The 17,521-nt window shown below is 37.8% G+C and carries 14 protein-coding genes and 1 pseudogene; 8 read left to right on the top strand and 7 right to left on the bottom strand.

All coding sequences use genetic code 11. From position 1 onward, the window contains the following. Positions 1-175 precede the first annotated feature (175 nt). From H5157_RS11645 to H5157_RS11625, 5 genes are read left to right on the top strand one after another with little or no spacing between them, the layout of a single operon-like run. Positions 176-808, top strand: a complete 633-nt coding sequence (locus tag H5157_RS11645) for a hypothetical protein (RefSeq protein ID WP_259399357.1) — start codon at positions 176-178, stop codon at positions 806-808. A 1-nt stretch (position 809) separates the two neighbouring features. Then, on the top strand, positions 810-1,697 hold the full coding sequence (locus tag H5157_RS11640; protein ID WP_008109702.1) for a hypothetical protein: 888 nt from the start codon (positions 810-812) through the stop codon (positions 1,695-1,697). Continuing rightward, positions 1,690-3,024 carry a Qat anti-phage system QueC-like protein QatC gene (gene qatC, locus H5157_RS11635; protein ID WP_008109704.1) on the top strand — a complete coding sequence of 445 codons (1,335 nt, stop codon included), beginning with the start codon at positions 1,690-1,692 and terminating at the stop codon, positions 3,022-3,024. The genes H5157_RS11640 and qatC overlap by 8 nt, the downstream gene beginning before the upstream one ends. Further along, positions 3,021-3,752 carry a Qat anti-phage system TatD family nuclease QatD gene (gene qatD, locus H5157_RS11630; RefSeq protein WP_008109706.1) on the top strand — a complete coding sequence of 244 codons (732 nt, stop codon included), beginning with the start codon at positions 3,021-3,023 and terminating at the stop codon, positions 3,750-3,752. Before qatC ends, qatD begins: the two co-directional genes overlap by 4 nt. Positions 3,753-3,803: 51 nt before the next feature. Beyond that, on the top strand, positions 3,804-4,343 hold the full coding sequence (locus tag H5157_RS11625) for a manganese efflux pump MntP family protein (protein WP_008109708.1): 540 nt from the start codon (positions 3,804-3,806) through the stop codon (positions 4,341-4,343). 22 nt (positions 4,344-4,365) lie between these two features. Here H5157_RS11625 and H5157_RS11620 read toward each other — a convergent pair whose 3' ends face one another. The 7 genes from H5157_RS11620 to H5157_RS11590 all read right to left on the bottom strand — a co-directional run bounded on the left by H5157_RS11620 (position 4,366) and on the right by H5157_RS11590 (position 12,409). After that, positions 4,366-4,584, bottom strand: coding sequence for a GDCCVxC domain-containing (seleno)protein (locus H5157_RS11620; protein WP_008109710.1), 219 nt, complete (start codon positions 4,582-4,584; stop codon positions 4,366-4,368). Then, the gene (gene merC, locus H5157_RS11615; RefSeq protein WP_008109712.1) at positions 4,572-4,961 is read right to left on the bottom strand and encodes an organomercurial transporter MerC; all 390 of its coding nucleotides are present in this window, start codon (positions 4,959-4,961) and stop codon (positions 4,572-4,574) included. The genes H5157_RS11620 and merC overlap by 13 nt, the downstream gene beginning before the upstream one ends. Positions 4,962-5,021: 60 nt before the next feature. Continuing rightward, positions 5,022-5,399, bottom strand: a complete 378-nt coding sequence (locus tag H5157_RS11610) for a MerR family transcriptional regulator (RefSeq protein ID WP_008464133.1) — start codon at positions 5,397-5,399, stop codon at positions 5,022-5,024. A 222-nt stretch (positions 5,400-5,621) separates the two neighbouring features. Then, complete coding sequence (locus H5157_RS11605) at positions 5,622-6,086, bottom strand: hypothetical protein (protein WP_008113385.1); 465 nt, start codon at positions 6,084-6,086, stop codon at positions 5,622-5,624. After that, a complete protein-coding gene (locus H5157_RS11600; RefSeq protein ID WP_008113384.1) occupies positions 6,083-8,167 on the bottom strand; it encodes a hypothetical protein in 2,085 nt (694 codons plus the stop codon). Before H5157_RS11600 ends, H5157_RS11605 begins: the two co-directional genes overlap by 4 nt. Next, complete coding sequence (locus tag H5157_RS11595) at positions 8,164-10,935, bottom strand: hypothetical protein (RefSeq protein WP_182724715.1); 2,772 nt, start codon at positions 10,933-10,935, stop codon at positions 8,164-8,166. The genes H5157_RS11600 and H5157_RS11595 overlap by 4 nt, the downstream gene beginning before the upstream one ends. Continuing rightward, entirely contained in the window at positions 10,919-12,409 is a 1,491-nt protein-coding gene (locus H5157_RS11590) for a site-specific integrase (RefSeq protein ID WP_008113382.1), read from the bottom strand. The genes H5157_RS11595 and H5157_RS11590 overlap by 17 nt, the downstream gene beginning before the upstream one ends. Positions 12,410-12,494: 85 nt before the next feature. Here H5157_RS11590 and H5157_RS11585 point away from each other — a divergent pair. From H5157_RS11585 to H5157_RS11575, 3 genes and pseudogenes are all read left to right on the top strand, one after another. After that, positions 12,495-12,752: pseudogene (locus tag H5157_RS11585) on the top strand (PhoH family protein); the annotation flags it as partial. Between the two features lie 51 nt (positions 12,753-12,803). Then, positions 12,804-16,613 carry a PAS domain-containing hybrid sensor histidine kinase/response regulator gene (locus H5157_RS11580; protein ID WP_182724714.1) on the top strand — a complete coding sequence of 1,270 codons (3,810 nt, stop codon included), beginning with the start codon at positions 12,804-12,806 and terminating at the stop codon, positions 16,611-16,613. Beyond that, complete coding sequence (locus tag H5157_RS11575) at positions 16,597-17,496, top strand: diguanylate cyclase (protein ID WP_024605076.1); 900 nt, start codon at positions 16,597-16,599, stop codon at positions 17,494-17,496. The genes H5157_RS11580 and H5157_RS11575 overlap by 17 nt, the downstream gene beginning before the upstream one ends. Positions 17,497-17,521 lie beyond the last annotated feature (25 nt).

Here is a 17,521-nt window from a genome sequence, read left to right as displayed (position 1 = left end):
CTCTAATTTTATTGCTGCAGAATACGTTGCGCGTTTTAATTTCGTCATTTTTTCACCCAAATTTGTATGCTTATTAGCATAACATTTCTTTCTTAATGGGTGGCCAAATTAACTATGCCACTATAACATTAACGGCAACCCTCGCATAGTTAAGCGATTACTCAATCAGGTTAAGATGAGAAAGAAAACCGCTCATCGCAGAGGAATGCAGCTTGATGAAAAAACTATCACTAAGCTGGTAATTTTTGAGAGGTGCTTAGGCACTCAGGCTACCAACAAGCTTTATGAATTAATTGATAAGGAAAACGGATATCCAAAAGTATTAGCGGATCTTGAAAATTCAGAAGTCGAATTTGACGAAATTAATTTACCTGAAGAGTGGAAACTCGACCTAGCTTTTATTGATAAATGGTCGAAATTACCTCCCATGTTCACTGAAATGGATTTGACACCAGCGGCATATCTGAGCAGAGAAAGCATTCCAATGGGGGCTGTTAATTCGGTAATGTCTGGAGCCGCTCAAAAACTCGTAGAAGAATTAATGAAGCAAAAGGTAAGGGTCAGTGGCGTTAACTCTACTGCGATTACCACAACTCCGAAGGAAGAATACATGTCAGTCATGGATGGTTTGATTGAAAACTTTAAGTTGATTGGTGATTGGACCGAAAGACCAACAGGCATTTATGGGGCTGTGTTACTTGCCAAGCAGGATGATAAATGTAGCTTAAGTCTTCTTACATTTTTAAAAAGCTTGCCCCGCCAAAGATGGCTTAATCCAATTTTAAAAGAACTAGAGGGAACTAAGTAATATGGGTACGTCCGCATCGTCAACAGGACCAAATAATAAGAGTCCACTTATTCCATCTTGGGCAGAGCAAGGAGATCCTGTCACAATAGAACCTGCATCAGGTACTGATGGGGATGAGCAAGCTGGCTCTGATAATAATCAAGCTGATGATCAGAATGACAATAGCAATGATATTGACAATGACAAGGTTCAACAAGAAATCGGTGGTTCACCTACAGCAACACCGCCTCCAAATAGGTTTGCCAGTGCCAGAAGAGCATTTGGTAAATATGCGCAAACAGGTGGCTCAACCTCAGATCTAAGGCGTTCATTAAAAAGTTACTCTAGAAAAGGCTCTGGCGGAGGTAAAAGCACAAGCAGGAGACTATCAAGCGGCATAACTGCTGGTTCTGGATTGCTTGGTGTCATGCGTGGCGACACCGTAACGGTTAATAATCAAAGCTTATCATTAGGTGATCTAACTGGGCTATCGACTGATCAAGCAATCGACAAAATTGCTAGCCATTTAGCGCCTGATAATGCCGATTCGGATGCTGTAAGAGTTGCGTTGGATTACGCACTAGAAGAAGCACTCCCCGATACAGAAGAATTTGACCCAAACAGTTTTACTGACGAAGTTATCCAAGAAGCCATAGGCTGTTATTTAACAGACCTTATTTTTCAGGATGTGGTTGAAGGCATGGGCAGAGCTTGGTTTCATGTTGAGCCAGCAAGCAAGCATCATCAAATGGAAGTTGAATTAAGGGAACTAATAAAAGTGATTACACAAGAGCAGTTAGACAAAGTAACTAATGGCAACCCCAGTACTATTAGCAAAGAAAATATTACTAAAATTCAAGCCGATGCTATTGCTATGACGGTTGATGAATGGGAGAGCTTTAATGACTAATTTTTACTTTAACCATGACCCTGCTAACTTGCCTGACTTTTCTGATGATTGTCATCCTGTCCAAATGTTTCATACGCATCAAAATGACATCACTAAGCACAGCTTGGTGTCAAAACAACTACTACAAACAGTTCGTGATTTAGGATTGAATGTAGATGCTGATTCAATAGATCTGATAACAATTGCTACCGCCGTTACCGCTGCTGATACATTTGAATTAAGGGATAATGCAGAAAATGCATGGGCTAGAAAAATGCATTTGCATGTTCCTGTAACTGATGAGGATATGTGGAATTTTGTAGAACCTGAACTGAGTTCTTTGCTCAACTTTCTTACAGGCGATCAATGGCTGTTTACTTTTGAAAAAACAACTATGCCGATGCCGACTCCTAAAACAAGTGAGCAAGCGAAAGCAAAAGCAAAATCATTAATTGGACTCAACTCTGTTTGCCTTTTTTCTGGTGGTCTTGATAGCGCAGTTGGTGCAATTGATATTTTGAACGGAGAATCAGATTTAAAGCCTCTCTTGGTTAGTCACGCTTATCGTGGTGATGGCGCTAAGCAAGAAGACATTAAGCAATTATTATCCCCGCCATTCGGCGAATTGTCCTATTCAATGTCTCCCCATATTATTAAGCACTTAGAAGGTAAAACTGACATTAGTATGAGGGGAAGAAGCTTTAACTTCCTAGCTATGGCGGTACTTGGTATATCAGCCTTAAGAAATGCTAATTGCGATAGCAGTATTGAAACTATTGTCGTCCCAGAGAATGGCTATATTTCTATAAATCCGCCGCTTACCAGAAGACGGATTGGTAGCCATAGCACTAGAACTACTCATCCTAATTTTCTAAGCAGGCTTGAATCTTTGCTTAGAGACACTGGGTTTCATGTCAAATTTGTAAACCCCTATCAATTCAAAACTAAAGGTGAAATGTTAGCGGAATGTGTTGATCAAGACGCAATTAGAAAAGCAGTTCCCCTAAGTGTTTCATGCAGTCATTGGCACAGAGAACATAAACAGTGTGGGCATTGTGTACCTTGCCTTATTCGAAGAGCGTCAGTTTTTCATGCTGGTTTTACACAAGATGCGCCATACAAGACAAAGCGGTTGAGAGATCTTATCAAAGAAAAAGATACTCGCGATGATCTCCAAGCGGTTCAAACTGCCATTATTAGATTGAAACAATCCGATAACTATCGTTCTTGGCTTCGAAGTTCAGGGCCAATACCACAAGAAAAAGATATACGAGAAAAATTAGAATCAACTATTAAGCGAGGATTGGCAGAGGTTGAATTATTTCTCCAAGCGGATAAATCGTCATGATGGATCTTCATTGCCACGTTGATTTATATCCAGATCATCAAGAGGTATTGAACGACATAAAAAGCAGTAATTATTACGTGCTATCAGTAACTACGGTGCCTTCAGCTTTTGAAGGTACTGTCCAGTTAACAAGTGGCATAAAACACTGTAAGACGGCCTTGGGGCTTCACCCTCAACTTGCTCATCTAAGAAAAAATGAATTAGCACTATTCGATAAGCTAGTTGATAGAACTAGATATATTGGAGAAATTGGACTGGATGGCTCAAAAGGTTACGCTGATTACTTTGATGATCAATTAGAGGTTTTCACGCATATTCTAAAAAAATGTGAAGGCTTTGATGACAAAATACTAACTATCCATAGTCTTAACGCGACTGGTGAAGTTCTTGAACAACTTAAGTTACATCCCAATGCTGGTACTTCTATTCTTCATTGGTTTTTAGGTACTAAGAAGCAAGTTCTAGAAGCCGTCGAGCTAGGCTGTTTCTTCTCTATTGGGCCAGCCATGCTAACTTCAGCCAGAGCTAAAAAAGTAATATCGTGGATACCTCAAGATAGAGTTCTACTCGAAACTGATGGACCTTTCGCCAAAGTGGCGGGGAATATTCTGTTTCCTTCAAGTGTTGGCACTGTTACTGAATATCTGGCTGAAATTTGGTGTAAAAATAAGGCTTTGATAATAGAAAAATTGTCAGTAAATCTTAGGTGTTTAACATCAGTCAAGTAACTAATTATACGTCACGTAATCTTATAACAATTTTATTCAGGTTTAATCGGTTTGTTTGAAGTATTTGTATTAGCTATAGCACTCAGTATGGACGCGTTTGCAGTATCCATAGGCTTAGGTTCTAAAAAAGTAGTAAATGCTGAAAAGCTCTTTATTAAAGCCGCTGCTTATTTTGGTTTTTTCCAAGGCTTTATGCCTCTTTTAGGCTATTACAGCGGTAAAGGTTTATCATCTTGGATTGAAGATTATGCACCTTGGATAGCTTTTATTTTGCTAGTATTTATCGGTGGCAAAATGATTTATGAGTCCCAATCTGAAGGAATTGAAGAAGATATTGCTAATGTTACTCATCGTGTGCTATTTGTTCTTGCTATTGCCACCAGTATTGATGCAATGGCGGCAGGTTATGCAATCACATTGCTTGAGGTAGATATAGCCGTAGCTTGCTTGATAATAGGCGTCACGACGTTTGCCTTTAGCTGGATTGGTGTGAATATCGGCGAAAGAAGTGGCGTATGGCTGGAATCTAAAGCTGAACTATTTGGTGGTTTAGTGTTAATCGCAATCGCATTTAAGATATTACTTGGTTGACACAGAACCACCGAATACTAGGCTACTTACCTGAGCAACATGCATTGCCTTCTTGAATAGGAGGACACTTAACTGTTCCATAAGAGCAATAAACGCAACAATCACCTTTTAACGGTTTAAGTAGTGCTTTACAGCTTTCGCATTCGTAATACCATTGGCAAGCGTTTGTAGGCATGGTTTCAACTTTGCTAAATCCACATTCAGGGCAAGTGATTTTAGATTCTAGTTCTATACCTTGCATACTGGTTCCTTAATGGGCTTAACAATATCTAAAATAGACATTACGACCATCCAAATGATCCCAAAGTAAAATAAGTAAGTGCTCCAGTCGTATTGCCATAAAGGATAAAGGGTCAGCAATACTGCAATTGGGCCAATGACACTTAAAACGCCTCTCAATGAATCTCGATGTTGATACCAATTATAGAAATTAACTAACAACGCTAGTGAAGCAAATAATGGCAATAAGGTGTTCACCGCTATCCCTTCAAAATGTGAAAGAAAACCTAACCCAAGAGCAGATGCCAATGAGCCGAGTGCAGGAAAACATGCTGTGCAGCTAAGGGCGGCTAGCCAAACGCCACCAGAACCTACTTTATCTAGAATTTTATTGATCATAACTATCTACCTCAATTTTTAAGGTAGTATAAACTCCGTACATAAGTACGGGGTCAATAGCTATTTAAGTGAATTTATTACCGGGCAGGATTGAGGGTCTTGATTGGCCTTGCAAGAATCTGTCATATCTTGAATTACTTTCTCTAATCGCTGTAAATCAGCAATTTTATTACGAATGAGATTAAGTTTTTGCAACCCCATCGACTCAATATCAGCGCAACTGTCACTTAGTGACATAAGCGATTCAATTTCTTTCAGCGTAAACCCTAATGCTTTAGCTTTCAGAATAAATTTGAGTTGACTGGTAAGGGCATCGCCATACATTCTGTAACCAGACTCTGGTTTTAAAGGTTGCTCTATCAGACCTTGGCGCTCATAGAAACGGATTGTTTCAACATTGATATCTAAATCTTTTGCCAGTTTTCCAATGGTTCTCATAAACATACTCTTTAGAAGCAGAAATATCATTATACAATTAATGCGGATTGCCTAAACTCAATTTTATTGCATGAACGGGGTCGCTAAGCGTCCTCTTTGTAGAATTAAGTTCACATATCCAGATCACTCTGACCGTCTCTTGTTCGCTCTTGCTGCCTGTCAGGTGAAGTCTAAGCCTAATCAACAAAACTGTAAGTTGAGATATGAGCTACTACATCTAATCTATTGTTTCGTTGAAACTAATTCAATAATTTCACCAGTAGACGTATCCACTCTTATTTCTGTATGTTGCCCTGAATGCTGAAGTTGATTTTGTAAATCGGCATTAATCAGTTTGAGCTTATCTATTTCTGCGTACATTTCACTCAACAACACTAATAACTTTGTATCTTTATTATCGATTTCCTTAGTGCCGATATTATTTTTTTGCTTTTCTTTAGCAAGCTTGCTTTTTAGTTCGGCTACCTTTGTTCTGAGTTGTTTTATTAAATTATCTTTATTTTTTTCTTCCCAAGTTAATTGAGCTTTTTCAATACTTTCTCGTAACTTTACCCATTTTTCTTCTTCTTTAGATAGATTCGCAATATTTCTTTTAGCTCTCGTTGCTACTGCATTTTTGGTTATCTTGCTGCCATCAGATTTCATCTCTTCAAAAGCACGTTTTATATCATCATATGCGCTACTCATGCTTGTTCTCCTTGGTTTGTATGCGCTTTGCCTTCATCTAATACATAGTCAGCTGCTGCTATATTATTTTTCCAGTGAATAGCAAATAGCTCGTAATCTTCTTGCTCTTCTGTGGTTGATGCTGCATATGCCTCTAGTTTCTGGGTCGCATCTTTTTTTATCACTTGCCAATTGACCTTGTGGCGTTTGGTAATGATTTTACTACCACAATACACACAGCCACTAGGGATTCCTGCTCCTTTTATCTTGCAAGCTTCTCCCGCAGTGCAGTACCCCGTAGGCAAGCCACGTATGTTTTTAATATTTTTGACGAGAAATTTTTTCAGTTCTTCAATTGAACTGAAATGGATCTGCTTAATCACAGTCGAATCTTTACTTTGACTATCAGTAATACCTATTATCAGATCTTTAGATGTTTTATTAATTTGCTCACCAGCACCACCTTTAAGTGATTGTGACTCGGCTTCATCTATTAACTCTTCTGCAACACGGTCAATTAAAATCTCATTAAACTCTTCAGTAGTTTTAATTAAAGTTGTTGAGGCCAAAAATGCTCTTCGAGTATAAACAAACGTCATTAGGCTGGTTAAATGTTTAAATTGATATCTAATATCATCAAGCTCACCTAATTTATTGGCAATGACAAAGTAGGCCAACGTATGTCGAAACATGTGAGCGGTTAATCTAAACGTATCGCCTTCTTCGTATGGGACACCTCTATTCTCTCCTCTAACTTCTTTGTAGTTAGATTCAAGGCGTTCAAGCTCTGCTATATCATCATCGTCTAGAGTTAAGTCAAAAAGCTCAATGTTTTCACTGTTTTTAACCTCAAATTTTGTGAATCGCCCAGCATCGCTAAAACTAACACTACAGCTACTATGTGAAACCCCGAAAAGACGGTTTCTTTCTAACCCTTCTTTCAAGTTGTGTGCTTGACTACTTGTTATATTGGCTCTGCATGAAGAAAGTACAGCTTTTGCCCTTTCTTGCATACCGAACACATATTTTTCGTAAATACCAACACACTCATGTACTTCAGCGTTTGAAAACCATTCCATCTCAACCTTACTGTTGTCGGTTTTGGTCATGATTGCCGTAATGTAATAAATATCATCTTTGTAATTGGCACAGCCAACCTTGCATGTAAGTACTTCGTTATATCTCATGCCTGTATAGGCCAAGATATTAATGTATGTGGCTAATTTTAAATCTTCTAATTCTTCGGATAATTGAATGAATTCCACTTCATCGGGTAAGTTTCTTACATGTTTTGCTATTAGCTCACCTGTACTAATTTTGGGCGGTGGTTCAACGGAGCCTTCATTTAAACTATCTATTAAGCGTGCATTTAATTCTAGCCATCGTTCTATCTTATCCTTAGAGTTTTCAACTATTTTTTCTGCAAACTTCAGAATTTTTTTCATTACTTTAGTAGGAATGACAGGGTGCGAATAAGTGACTGGTCTCGGATGGTGTAACTCGTTTAGTTGGTTAAGTACATCAATAAAAACACTACACACCTTAGGGCCAAAAAGACGAAAGCTGCGCTGCACGTCAAATAGTTTAGTAAATGAGTGTGATTGTCTGTAAATAGCTATTTTCCTGACTTCATATAAATAGTCTTTTATGAGATTCCTAATAACTAAGTCAGATTTGAACTCCAACTCATGAAATGAGTGATAACCTCTTTGTCTTAAGAAGGCTGCAAATAAATTTAGATACGTTACATCATTTTGAAGTGTAGAGATTTTTAGAGGTTTACCGCCTACAACATCACCATGTGTGAGTTTAATTAGTGAATAAATTCGAATTTGATATGCTAATTCATCAACACCTTTAAAATTCACATTTCTTTGCGTTTCTTCATAGCTTATCCAAGTGTCATCGCCAAAGTGAATAGTGCCATGTTTAGCAATATTCAATGCTCTGTTTTCCCACAAAGCAATCGAATTAAAAGCGCTAGTATCATCAACTTTAAAATCTTCTAACACCTGAACCAAAGGTTTTATAGTGATTTGACCTGTATGTGTTTTTACAACAGCGATATCAAGTAGTTTTGTTTTAGTTATCTCTTTGGTCATAGCAAACCTGTGTTTTTCCAATGAGGATGAATACCCTCTGTTCTCAATAGTTCTTTTCCATCAGTCACAGCTTGAGCATTAAGCTTGGCAATATCAGCTAATATTTCGTTAACCCTATTTTTCAACTGCTCTATGTTTTCCAGTTGCTCTGTTATAGAGTCAAATGTTGCGGCTGAGTTTTCCATATCAGCAACAACAAAATCCCGGTATGACAAAAGTTTCCAAACATGCAATGCGTCAGCAACACAGCGATAGAACGGACACCACAAGCATGCGTTAAAGTCGGCACATGCATGCTCGTTTGTATCTCGCTGGTCTAATAATTTCCTGTTTTGTGATTCGAATGCCACTACTGCGGATTTATCTTTTGAGTTAATGCATGTGCCATTCGGGACTTTTTTACCGTCTTCTGGTGGAGTCTGCAAAATGATTACTTTGTCGGTAACATCGCGAACAAAATAGTCTGCCATTGTTTTTGTCGCTCTGTTGATTGTCATTGCAACATCTTTGTTATCTTGCATTAAATAATGACGCAAGAACGTTTCATAAGAGTGCTTGCCAGCTTTTTGATACCACTTAAATTCTTTGGCAACTTTTCGGTAAATGTAGTTAAGCCCTGATTTTCTGATCTTTTGCGAATTAAATACGATATCACACCCAAGCTCAGTCAATATCCTATCTATAGTGGTCTTGAAACGTGATGCTGTTAATAATTGAATCTTTACTTCTCCAATACTATTTACTTTGGGAAAAACAAAAATTCTTTTTGATAGGTTCTCAATAGAAGGGCGGTAAATAGACGTAAGTTTAGTCGCAGCCTTAATATCAAATATTGCTGGTTCGACAACGTCGCCGTATAAGACGCCTTCTTTTTCTAGATCTTCGGCTTTAATTTCAAATTTATGCCATTGTGTTTGATAATTAGCTCGGCGTTTAAATAAACGAAGAGCAGGAGTTTTACTTGAATGTAATGGCGTGTTAAAGAAAAATAAGTCGTCAGTATCAAGCTCTAGCGTAGGAGTTGAATTCCAACCAGTTTTCAATATGACTTTTGCTGCATAAAGTGTAACTTTGTCTTTAATTGTGAGTAAGGTCTCAGAAAGCCCTTTTTCTATGTAATATGCTAATTCTACTACTTCTCTATATGAGTAGAGCTTATCTTGATTCTGAGAGAGTTGCTCTTGATGTTGTGCAGTTAATTCGGTGTTGACCGGAAAGCTTTTAATAGTATCTAGACCATAAAACGATAGTAATTTGTCGATAGCGCTCTGATATTGATTACCAACAAAAACCGACAAATCGCCTTGTTTTGATTTTAGTTGAATTGCCTCTCTTATAGCCTTTAGTATCTCACAGTTATTTTCAACAAAAGCATGAACCCCATGATTGGCAATAAGCTTCATTTGTTCATCTGTTAATGATGATGCATTTTCTTTCAATGCTCTAGCCATACTACCTATGTAACCTTTGAGAGTGACGATGCCTATGCTCTCGCCATCAATTCGCTTTGTAAAAACTTTATGGTATTCGACTAGGTTTTGATAAAATTTATAGGCATTGTCATATACCCACTCATGCTTCTGCCATTCGGTAGTGTCACTTTCTTTAAGGTAATAGCCCAATGAGTAGGGTAATAAACTTTCCTTTGCGATTTTTTCACCCGTAACAAAGTGGTAAAGGTCCAATGCAGCGTTTAGTAGCAGTAAAAACTGCTGGTTATTTTGAGTTTCTTCTTGGTAATGCTTATAAAGGTATTTAAATCCCTGAAGGCCATTTTCTGCAAACCCTTGAATTCCACGCTCACTAAGCAGCTTAATTATTGGTGATGCTACGCTACCAGCACTATTCAACCACCTTGGAAATGATAAAGTTGAGGATCTAACTCTTGTTGTATTAGCTTCCGAAGCGCTTGCTATCTGATTTTTCAAAAAAGCATCAACTTCATTGCCAAATTTGGATGATATGCTTTGTGCATACCCTATCACTTCGGCTTCAGTTTTAAATTGATTGACTCTAGCTTTACCCCACACATCGGGTAGTATAAATTTTAAAAAAGTACGGAAGTTGTGATTGCATATAAATGATGAAACGAATTCCCTATCCTTTAATGTTGCCAATAATGGCAGTTTGACGCGTTCAGTATTCTTAAAAGTATCATGTAGACAAATATTTATAATAGCAGTCGCAGTTTTGAGGATGTTGTCTCTAATAGAAGAATCTTTGAGGCTTAATTCTGGAAGGACGAGATAGTCCAGATATTTTTTTAGTAATTTACGAGTCTCTTTTACTTGATGGAATTCAAGTTCGAATAATTTAGTTATGTCGATTGAAGTAGCCCCATTTACTAGCCTAAAAGGAGCGTTGATAGCGTTATCATAAAAATGAAACTTAGCTATGTTTTCTAAAGCTTCTTCTATACGAGTAGCATAACTAGGTAGCTTGACATCATTTATTTCATTAATGCAAAAGTATTCCAGTTCTTGCCAAATTTCAAAGTCTGATAGAGCATTTAATCCCGAAGTTTGAATTGATGTCGCAGTATCTGCACTAACCTTATTAAGGGCTAGAGGAAGAATGTGCTGTAAACTGACACAAGCATTCCGCAAGCGACTCATTGAAATAGCAGTGTCGTCACCTGTGCTAATATTGCTTTCTTTGTCATATGCCCTGTTAAATAAAACGTCTAACTGTTCGGCTAGAACAATTGAATGAGGTTTAAATCTAGCAGGAATACGATTGGACTTCCGCGTTTTAACTTGCTGTAGCATCTTCAGCCTCACGCATAAGCAATTCGTTAACATCACCGTAGATATCTTTTACCCACTCTGACATCGCTCCGTATGCATCCACTGATACACTTTTGGCAAAGTCGATGTAACGTTTGGTTGTTTTAAAGCTTTCGTGACTCATCAAAGTCATTAGTGTTTGTCGGATGGAACTTTCTGATTCACCTTTGTCAATTAGGTATTTAGCGACATAAGTAGCAAAGGTAGCGCGTAAGTCATGGAATGTGCGTAATAGTATTTCTAATCCCTGCTTCCTTTGTTCTTTTCTAACTATGGAAATAGTATTCCCCGGTGTATCTTCGCTTATCCGCGATCCTGAACTATTCATAAACAAAGGAAGCGGATGTTCGCTATTGTCCATACCATGATTAGTCTCATGTTTGGTACGTCGCTTCATATTTTGAATTGTCAAAGTGTGATTGTACAAAAGCTTCATTAGAACTCGCGCTATTGTTAATCTCACTGGCTTATGTCCTTTTCGTACAATGTTCAATTTTGGAATACGTTTCTCGTTTTCTTTTTCATCAGGGTTAAAGAGGTCTTTCTGGTCGATGGCCGAAATTTCAAAAGATCGAAGTCCACCTAACAAGGCACACTGCAAATAAAGTTTATAAGTCTCTTTTTGAGCTGTATTCGTCTCCAGTAACTGTTTAAGTTCTTTTGGAGAATATGGTTGTAGACCTTTGTCTGGTGAGTCTTCTTTTTGTTTCAATGTATTTGGAATGCTCAAATTACTGACCCATTTCCATAAGCCCCCAGAACGATTGTTGCTGGTAGGTAATTGAAACAACGAACTGACACCTGATTTAGCTTTCGATTTAATACGTACCTGTTTGTATTCAAGTGAGAAGGGGAGGCTATCTATAGCTCCGCGCTTATGGCTCCATATATAGAATGCTTTAACAGCTCTAATTCGTTCTTGAGCGCTGTTAAAGCTTATGCGTTTAGACTTATCTTTGGTTTCGACTCTTTCACATAAATGTTTGTGATATCTCCACACAGGTAACCTAGAAATATCATCATCTACAGATTGTTTTGAAAGTGGTGCAGCTATTACTTCAAAATAGGATGCATCATCTTTATCCAACCAATCTAAGAAAGCTTTTAAGTGCTTAGCTATACTGCGAACAGACTTAACATCTAATGGCTTTCCCGGTTGGCTGGCATGATAAGCGTCACTAAAAGCCTCATTGTCTATTTGATTCTTTTTGAGACTGAAATGACCTTCAAAGCGGTGCATTAAAAATAAGTTCATTTCTTGGCATTCGGTGAAGCGAGTCGGGTGATATAGCACTGGAAAATTAGGTTCTATTTTATCGTGCCTATATGAGTGAGTTCTGATGCCTTTTTCAGTCTTAATAGGTTGCCCTGATTTATCGAGGTGAAAAGACATTCCTTTTCCAAAGTTGACTGATGTTTTAATTATTTTAGTTTTTGTTGTATTTCGAAGTATCATTTTCGTTCACCTTTGATTCTTAGCTAGAGTATGTGTGTAAAAACTTTTTTGTTCAAGTTTATTGAGGGTATGATAGTATTATATCAATTCGGGGGTGATTTTAGATGAGAGCCAAAATTTAACGGCATCTCAGCTTAAAACGATTATTACTCGCTGCGGCGAAGGTACTAAATTAATTTGTACAGGTAACTTGGCGCAAATTGATAGTAACTATTTAACGCCAGTAACATCGGGCTTGACGTACATAGTAGAGCGCTTTAAAAACTTTGAAGGCAGCGCAACAATAAACCTCAACGGTGTTGTGCGTAGTCGCTTAGCGTCGTTTGCAGAAGAAAATTTATAACTTGCGCTTAACAAATTGGCTCGATAGTCTATCGATTGATTTTCGAGCCAAATGGCAGGCAGTACATTGAATTTTTTACCTCTGAAGCATTATTATCGTTCATTATTTATTGCGCTGTTAGTGCCATTGATTGTCGCTTTTTTACTGTGCTTGCACTTATATAATATAAAGCTTGAGCGGACGGTTGAAAAACGCCAAGCTGACTTTACAAATGTTTCAGCACAGGTTACTCACGGGATGGACTCGGTGAGTAATCTACTTAGCACCATGTTTAACTTATACGAGCAAGTGACTTATCCCAAAATAAACCAAGATTTGCTCGAAGGCATAAATCAATATGATGGTTACTATTATCGTCATTTTATTGATCAAAGTACTGAAATAGTGGGTAAAGGTGAGTTTGCGTTATCTGCTAAGGCATTAATGCAGTGGCAGCAGGCTATTACATTAGGGCCTTCGTTTAATACAACGCTTGCATTAATGCAGTCGTTATCTGCTGTAGCGTATGTTGATGATAATGGTTTTGCTTATGTAAGCAGGCACAACAAAAGCCAAAGTTTTATGCTTACTGAAATTTTAAATGGAAAATTTAAGCCAAAATTTGCGCAAAACAAACTTACTTCAAGTCCTATTGTTAAAGTGAATGACAATTCGTATTTTGCTATTGGTCGACAACGAAGCACAGGCTCAGCCGATTACATTATTTTAATTTATGATGTTCAAGCAATTTCTGGATGGTTAAAAAAGGTGTCACCGAACAGTGGTGAATACGTTTTTATGAACCAATCGCATCAAATTATCGCCAGCTCTAAACAGATAATAGAGCAAGCGACTGCGTTAAAAAATTATTGGCCAGACTTGGCCGATCATCAGAGTCAAAAAACAGTATTAACTAGTGATAGTAATTACTTTATGCAGCCTATGGATGAGTTACCTATTCACGCCGCATTTTACGAGCACAAACCCCAATTAATAAGCTCAATTAAGTATGAGATATTACTAGAGTTTACTTTTTTAACGCTATTTTTAAGTATTATGTTTGGCGTGTTTTTTTGGTTAAGTCAGCGCATTTTTATAAAGCCGATGACTCACTTAATGTCATACCTTGAGAGTAACGGTACACAACAAGAAGAGCAGCTAAATTACAAAGTACCACTGAGCTGGCAACCTTGGTTTTCTAAAGTGAAGCGTGTATTTACTAAAAACAAACAGTTAGTTGATTCATTACAAAGTGCAAATAAAGCTCTGGACGACCAAGTTCAGCTGCAATCAGAAAAACTAAGCCGCAGTTACGAAGCGAAAGAGCGCCACTTAGCTTTACTCAACACTATGCTAAACAGTGTGCCAGACCTTATTTACTTTAAAAATATTGATGGTTCATTCTTAGGATGCAATAAAGCATTTGAGGCGTATATCGGTAAAGATCAAACTGCATTAGTTGGTAAATATGTAGATGATTTAGGTGACAATGATCAGCAAATAAATGCGCTTGAAAAACAAGTATTACAAAACAGAAATAGTGTTGAACAGCGAATAGAAACCGATACAAAATCGTATCAACTTACTATTGCACCTTTTTATAACGAGCACCAACACCTGTTAGGAACCATGGGCATTGGTCGCGATATTACCGAGCAGCAACAAACATTATTGGCCTTAAAATCATCTGAATCTAAATTTAGAAGTGCAATTGAATTTGCGGCTAACTGCGTGGTTTTACTCTCGCTTGAACACACCATATTGCAAGTAAATAAAGCAGCAAGAAAGCAGTTTTCTGATCAGCCAGTACTCGTTGGGGAGCAGTTGAAAGCATTATTTGATGACTCCCAATGGAAGCAAATAAAAAGCACTTTAGCGCAATTGCTAGATGACAAAAAACGCGTATACCATTTAACGCTTGCTCAAGGGGGCTTAACAAGCTGGTTGCAACTAAGTGTATCGCTTGTCTGGGATGAAAACCGCGATCCAGCTTATTATGTTATACACATTCAGGATGTGAGTGCATTAACTAAATCAAAACTAGATGCCGAACGAGCAACCCTAGCTAAAAGCCGCTTTATAGCCAATTTAAGTCATGAAATACGTACTCCTTTGAACGCTGTTTTAGGGTTGCTTGATATGTTAATAGAGCAAGGCTTAACGCAAAAGCAATTACAACAAACAGATCAAGCTAAGCATGCAGCACAAAGCTTGTTATTAATGCTTAATAGAATGCTTGATTTTGCACGTATTGAAGGTTCGCAAACCGATTTAAAACAAGCGTCTTTTAGCATGGTTGAGCTGGTGGATATTTGTGAAAGCTTAACGGCTCCATTGTGCGAAGGAAAAGGTATTGAATTTGTTATTGATATTGACCCGCTAATAGCACCTGATTTGATATGCGACAGTATACGTTTGCAGCAAATATTAGGTAACTTATTAACTAATGCCGTTAAGTTTACAAAAACAGGTTCCATTACTTTAAAAATGGAACTTATTGAAAGCGATAGCCTAGAGCAACAGCATATTTGCTTTAAAGTAATCGATACTGGCATGGGTATAGATGAAGCTGATCAAAGTCGCTTATTCGATGCTTTTACTCAAGGTGATGAATCTTCAACCCGCATACACCAAGGGGTTGGGCTAGGTTTAGCTATTGTTAAACATGCAGTATCGTTAATGGGTGGGGAGATTGCTTTAAAGAGTAAAAAAGGCCACGGCAGCGAATTTTATTTCAGTATTAGTTTTTTAGTTGATACCACTAAAAACACAGTGTTACCGACTAATACATTGGCTATTTTATCTGATCAAAGTAAAGAGCTTAAGCAGGTGACAAATGCATATAACGAACTTGCTAATATTAATTTAGATGAGGTACTGAAATACCCAATTAAGCTCTCTAATACTCAAAAAATAATAATTGATGCAGCTGACTTACCTGCACTTTTAAATGTTGAAGCGATTAATGATTCATTATCAGCTAAAGAAACATCGGTAATTATTATTAATCATCAGCACACACTTAATTTACCGACAAGCGAGCACTTAGCTGCGCATCACGTTAAAGCATCGGCATTAGGGCAAAGGCTATTTAGTTTGAACTCTCAGCAAAAGCCTATAGTTAATACAAGTGCCGCAGTACACAGTGCAACTGAAAGTAAAGCTGATATATCGGGTCTACTTGTATTAGCCATTGATGATAATCAGCTTAACTTAGAAATAATTAGCAGTGTTCTGCGCCAAGCAAACGTAAATGTTGTTACGGCTTTAAGCGCATCAATTGGTATGGGATTATTGCAAGTTTTGAAGCCTGACTTAATATTGATGGATGTGCAAATGCCGAAAATAGATGGCTGTCAAGCAACCGCTTTGATTCGTCAACAGTTTGACGCAAAGCAACTGCCTATTTTTGCTTTAACGGCTCATTGTGAACCTGCTGATGTAGAACGTTCTTTAAAGTGCGGCATGAATAAACATTTAACTAAACCGGTTGTTGCTAAAGTACTTATTGATGCAATTGCTGATTTAAACTTAGTTAAACCAAGCTTTTTTGAAAAATCATTTGCTTTAACGCAGTTTAGTATGGATGAAAAACTACTTAATACGATGATTGATAAGTTTGCTAGCTTGTGTGAAACCCAGCTATCGCAACTAGAAGAAACAACCAATAAGGATGATTTGGTACGTTTAGTGCATAGTATCAAGGGTGTAGCAGGTAATTTAGGTTTTAGACGATTATCACATTGTGCTTTATTGTGTGAAAGAACGCTTAAAACAACTAATAAGCCTATTGAGATTACACTACAAGAGCTTATCATACAGCTAGAACAGGTAATTGTTTTTATAAAAGGGCTAGGGGTTAGGGATGTCGAAAAGAGCTAAAGTACTTATTGTGGATGATGATCCAATCAACAGATTAGTACTTGAAAAAACACTTAAAGCAGAGCACGACGTGTTCTTAGTTGAAAGTGGTGAAAAAGCACTGACCTTTGTAAAAACAGCGCAAGTTGATTTAATAATCCTTGATGTAATTATGCCTGGAATTGACGGCTATCAAGTACTTGTGGAGCTTAAAGAAAACCCAATAACTCAGTCTATTCCTATTATATTTATATCAGCCAATCGTAGCCATGATGATGAAGCAAAGGGTTTAGAGCTCGGTGCAATGGACTACATAACCAAGCCATTTAGTCCTTCTATTGTTCGCGTTAGAGTGCGCAACCAACTCCTCATAAAGCAAAAAAATGATTTGCTAGAAATGCTAGCTTCGATAGATGGCTTAACTGAGATACCAAATAGACGCTACCTTGATGAAAACTTATCTCGAGAATGGCGCCGCAGCAAGCGAAGTGGAACACCGCTATCGGTGTTACTAATGGATATAGATCACTTTAAACGCTATAACGATTGCTATGGACACCGTGCTGGCGACGAGTGTTTAAAGAATGTTGCGCAAGCACTTGCGGCTCAATGTGAACGTGGCAGTGACTTTATTGCTCGTTATGGCGGAGAAGAATTTGCTGCTGTGCTACCAGGAATTGATAAACATGAAGCTATGGAGTTTGCTAATAAATTACGCAATGCTGTAAATGCTTTGAATATAGAACATAAAGCTTCATTAAATGCAGACCACATCACTATAAGTATAGGTATTGCCACTACACAAAGTGGTAAGGTGTATGCTGAGCAAGCATTATTAGAAGAGGCCGATTTAGGCTTATATGCCGCTAAAGATGCAGGGAGAGATAGAATAGTCGCACGCTAAAAACTTAATATACAAAAAACGCCAA

It is taken from the genome of Pseudoalteromonas sp. SG43-3, assembly GCF_014164385.1.
Classification (GTDB): Bacteria; Pseudomonadota; Gammaproteobacteria; order Enterobacterales; family Alteromonadaceae; genus Pseudoalteromonas; species Pseudoalteromonas distincta.
Note: the sequence above shows the minus strand (reverse complement) of the source record. Positions and strands in the feature narration are given on the sequence as shown.

Bases quoted from the DNA above. Each gene is read 5' to 3' on its own strand.
- H5157_RS11645 (WP_259399357.1), top strand. From the start codon at position 176: ATGAGAAAGAAAACCGCTCATCGCAGAGGAATGCAGCTTGATGAAAAA.
- H5157_RS11640 (WP_008109702.1), top strand. From the start codon at position 810: ATGGGTACGTCCGCATCGTCAACAGGACCAAATAATAAGAGTCCACTT.
- qatC (WP_008109704.1), top strand. From the start codon at position 1,690: ATGACTAATTTTTACTTTAACCATGACCCTGCTAACTTGCCTGACTTT.
- qatD (WP_008109706.1), top strand. From the start codon at position 3,021: ATGATGGATCTTCATTGCCACGTTGATTTATATCCAGATCATCAAGAG.
- H5157_RS11620 (WP_008109710.1), bottom strand. From the start codon at position 4,584: ATGCAAGGTATAGAACTAGAATCTAAAATCACTTGCCCTGAATGTGGA.
- merC (WP_008109712.1), bottom strand. From the start codon at position 4,961: ATGATCAATAAAATTCTAGATAAAGTAGGTTCTGGTGGCGTTTGGCTA.
- H5157_RS11610 (WP_008464133.1), bottom strand. From the start codon at position 5,399: ATGAGAACCATTGGAAAACTGGCAAAAGATTTAGATATCAATGTTGAA.
- H5157_RS11605 (WP_008113385.1), bottom strand. From the start codon at position 6,086: ATGAGTAGCGCATATGATGATATAAAACGTGCTTTTGAAGAGATGAAA.
- H5157_RS11600 (WP_008113384.1), bottom strand. From the start codon at position 8,167: ATGACCAAAGAGATAACTAAAACAAAACTACTTGATATCGCTGTTGTA.
- H5157_RS11595 (WP_182724715.1), bottom strand. From the start codon at position 10,935: ATGCTACAGCAAGTTAAAACGCGGAAGTCCAATCGTATTCCTGCTAGA.
- H5157_RS11590 (WP_008113382.1), bottom strand. From the start codon at position 12,409: ATGATACTTCGAAATACAACAAAAACTAAAATAATTAAAACATCAGTC.
- H5157_RS11580 (WP_182724714.1), top strand. From the start codon at position 12,804: ATGGCAGGCAGTACATTGAATTTTTTACCTCTGAAGCATTATTATCGT.
- H5157_RS11575 (WP_024605076.1), top strand. From the start codon at position 16,597: ATGTCGAAAAGAGCTAAAGTACTTATTGTGGATGATGATCCAATCAAC.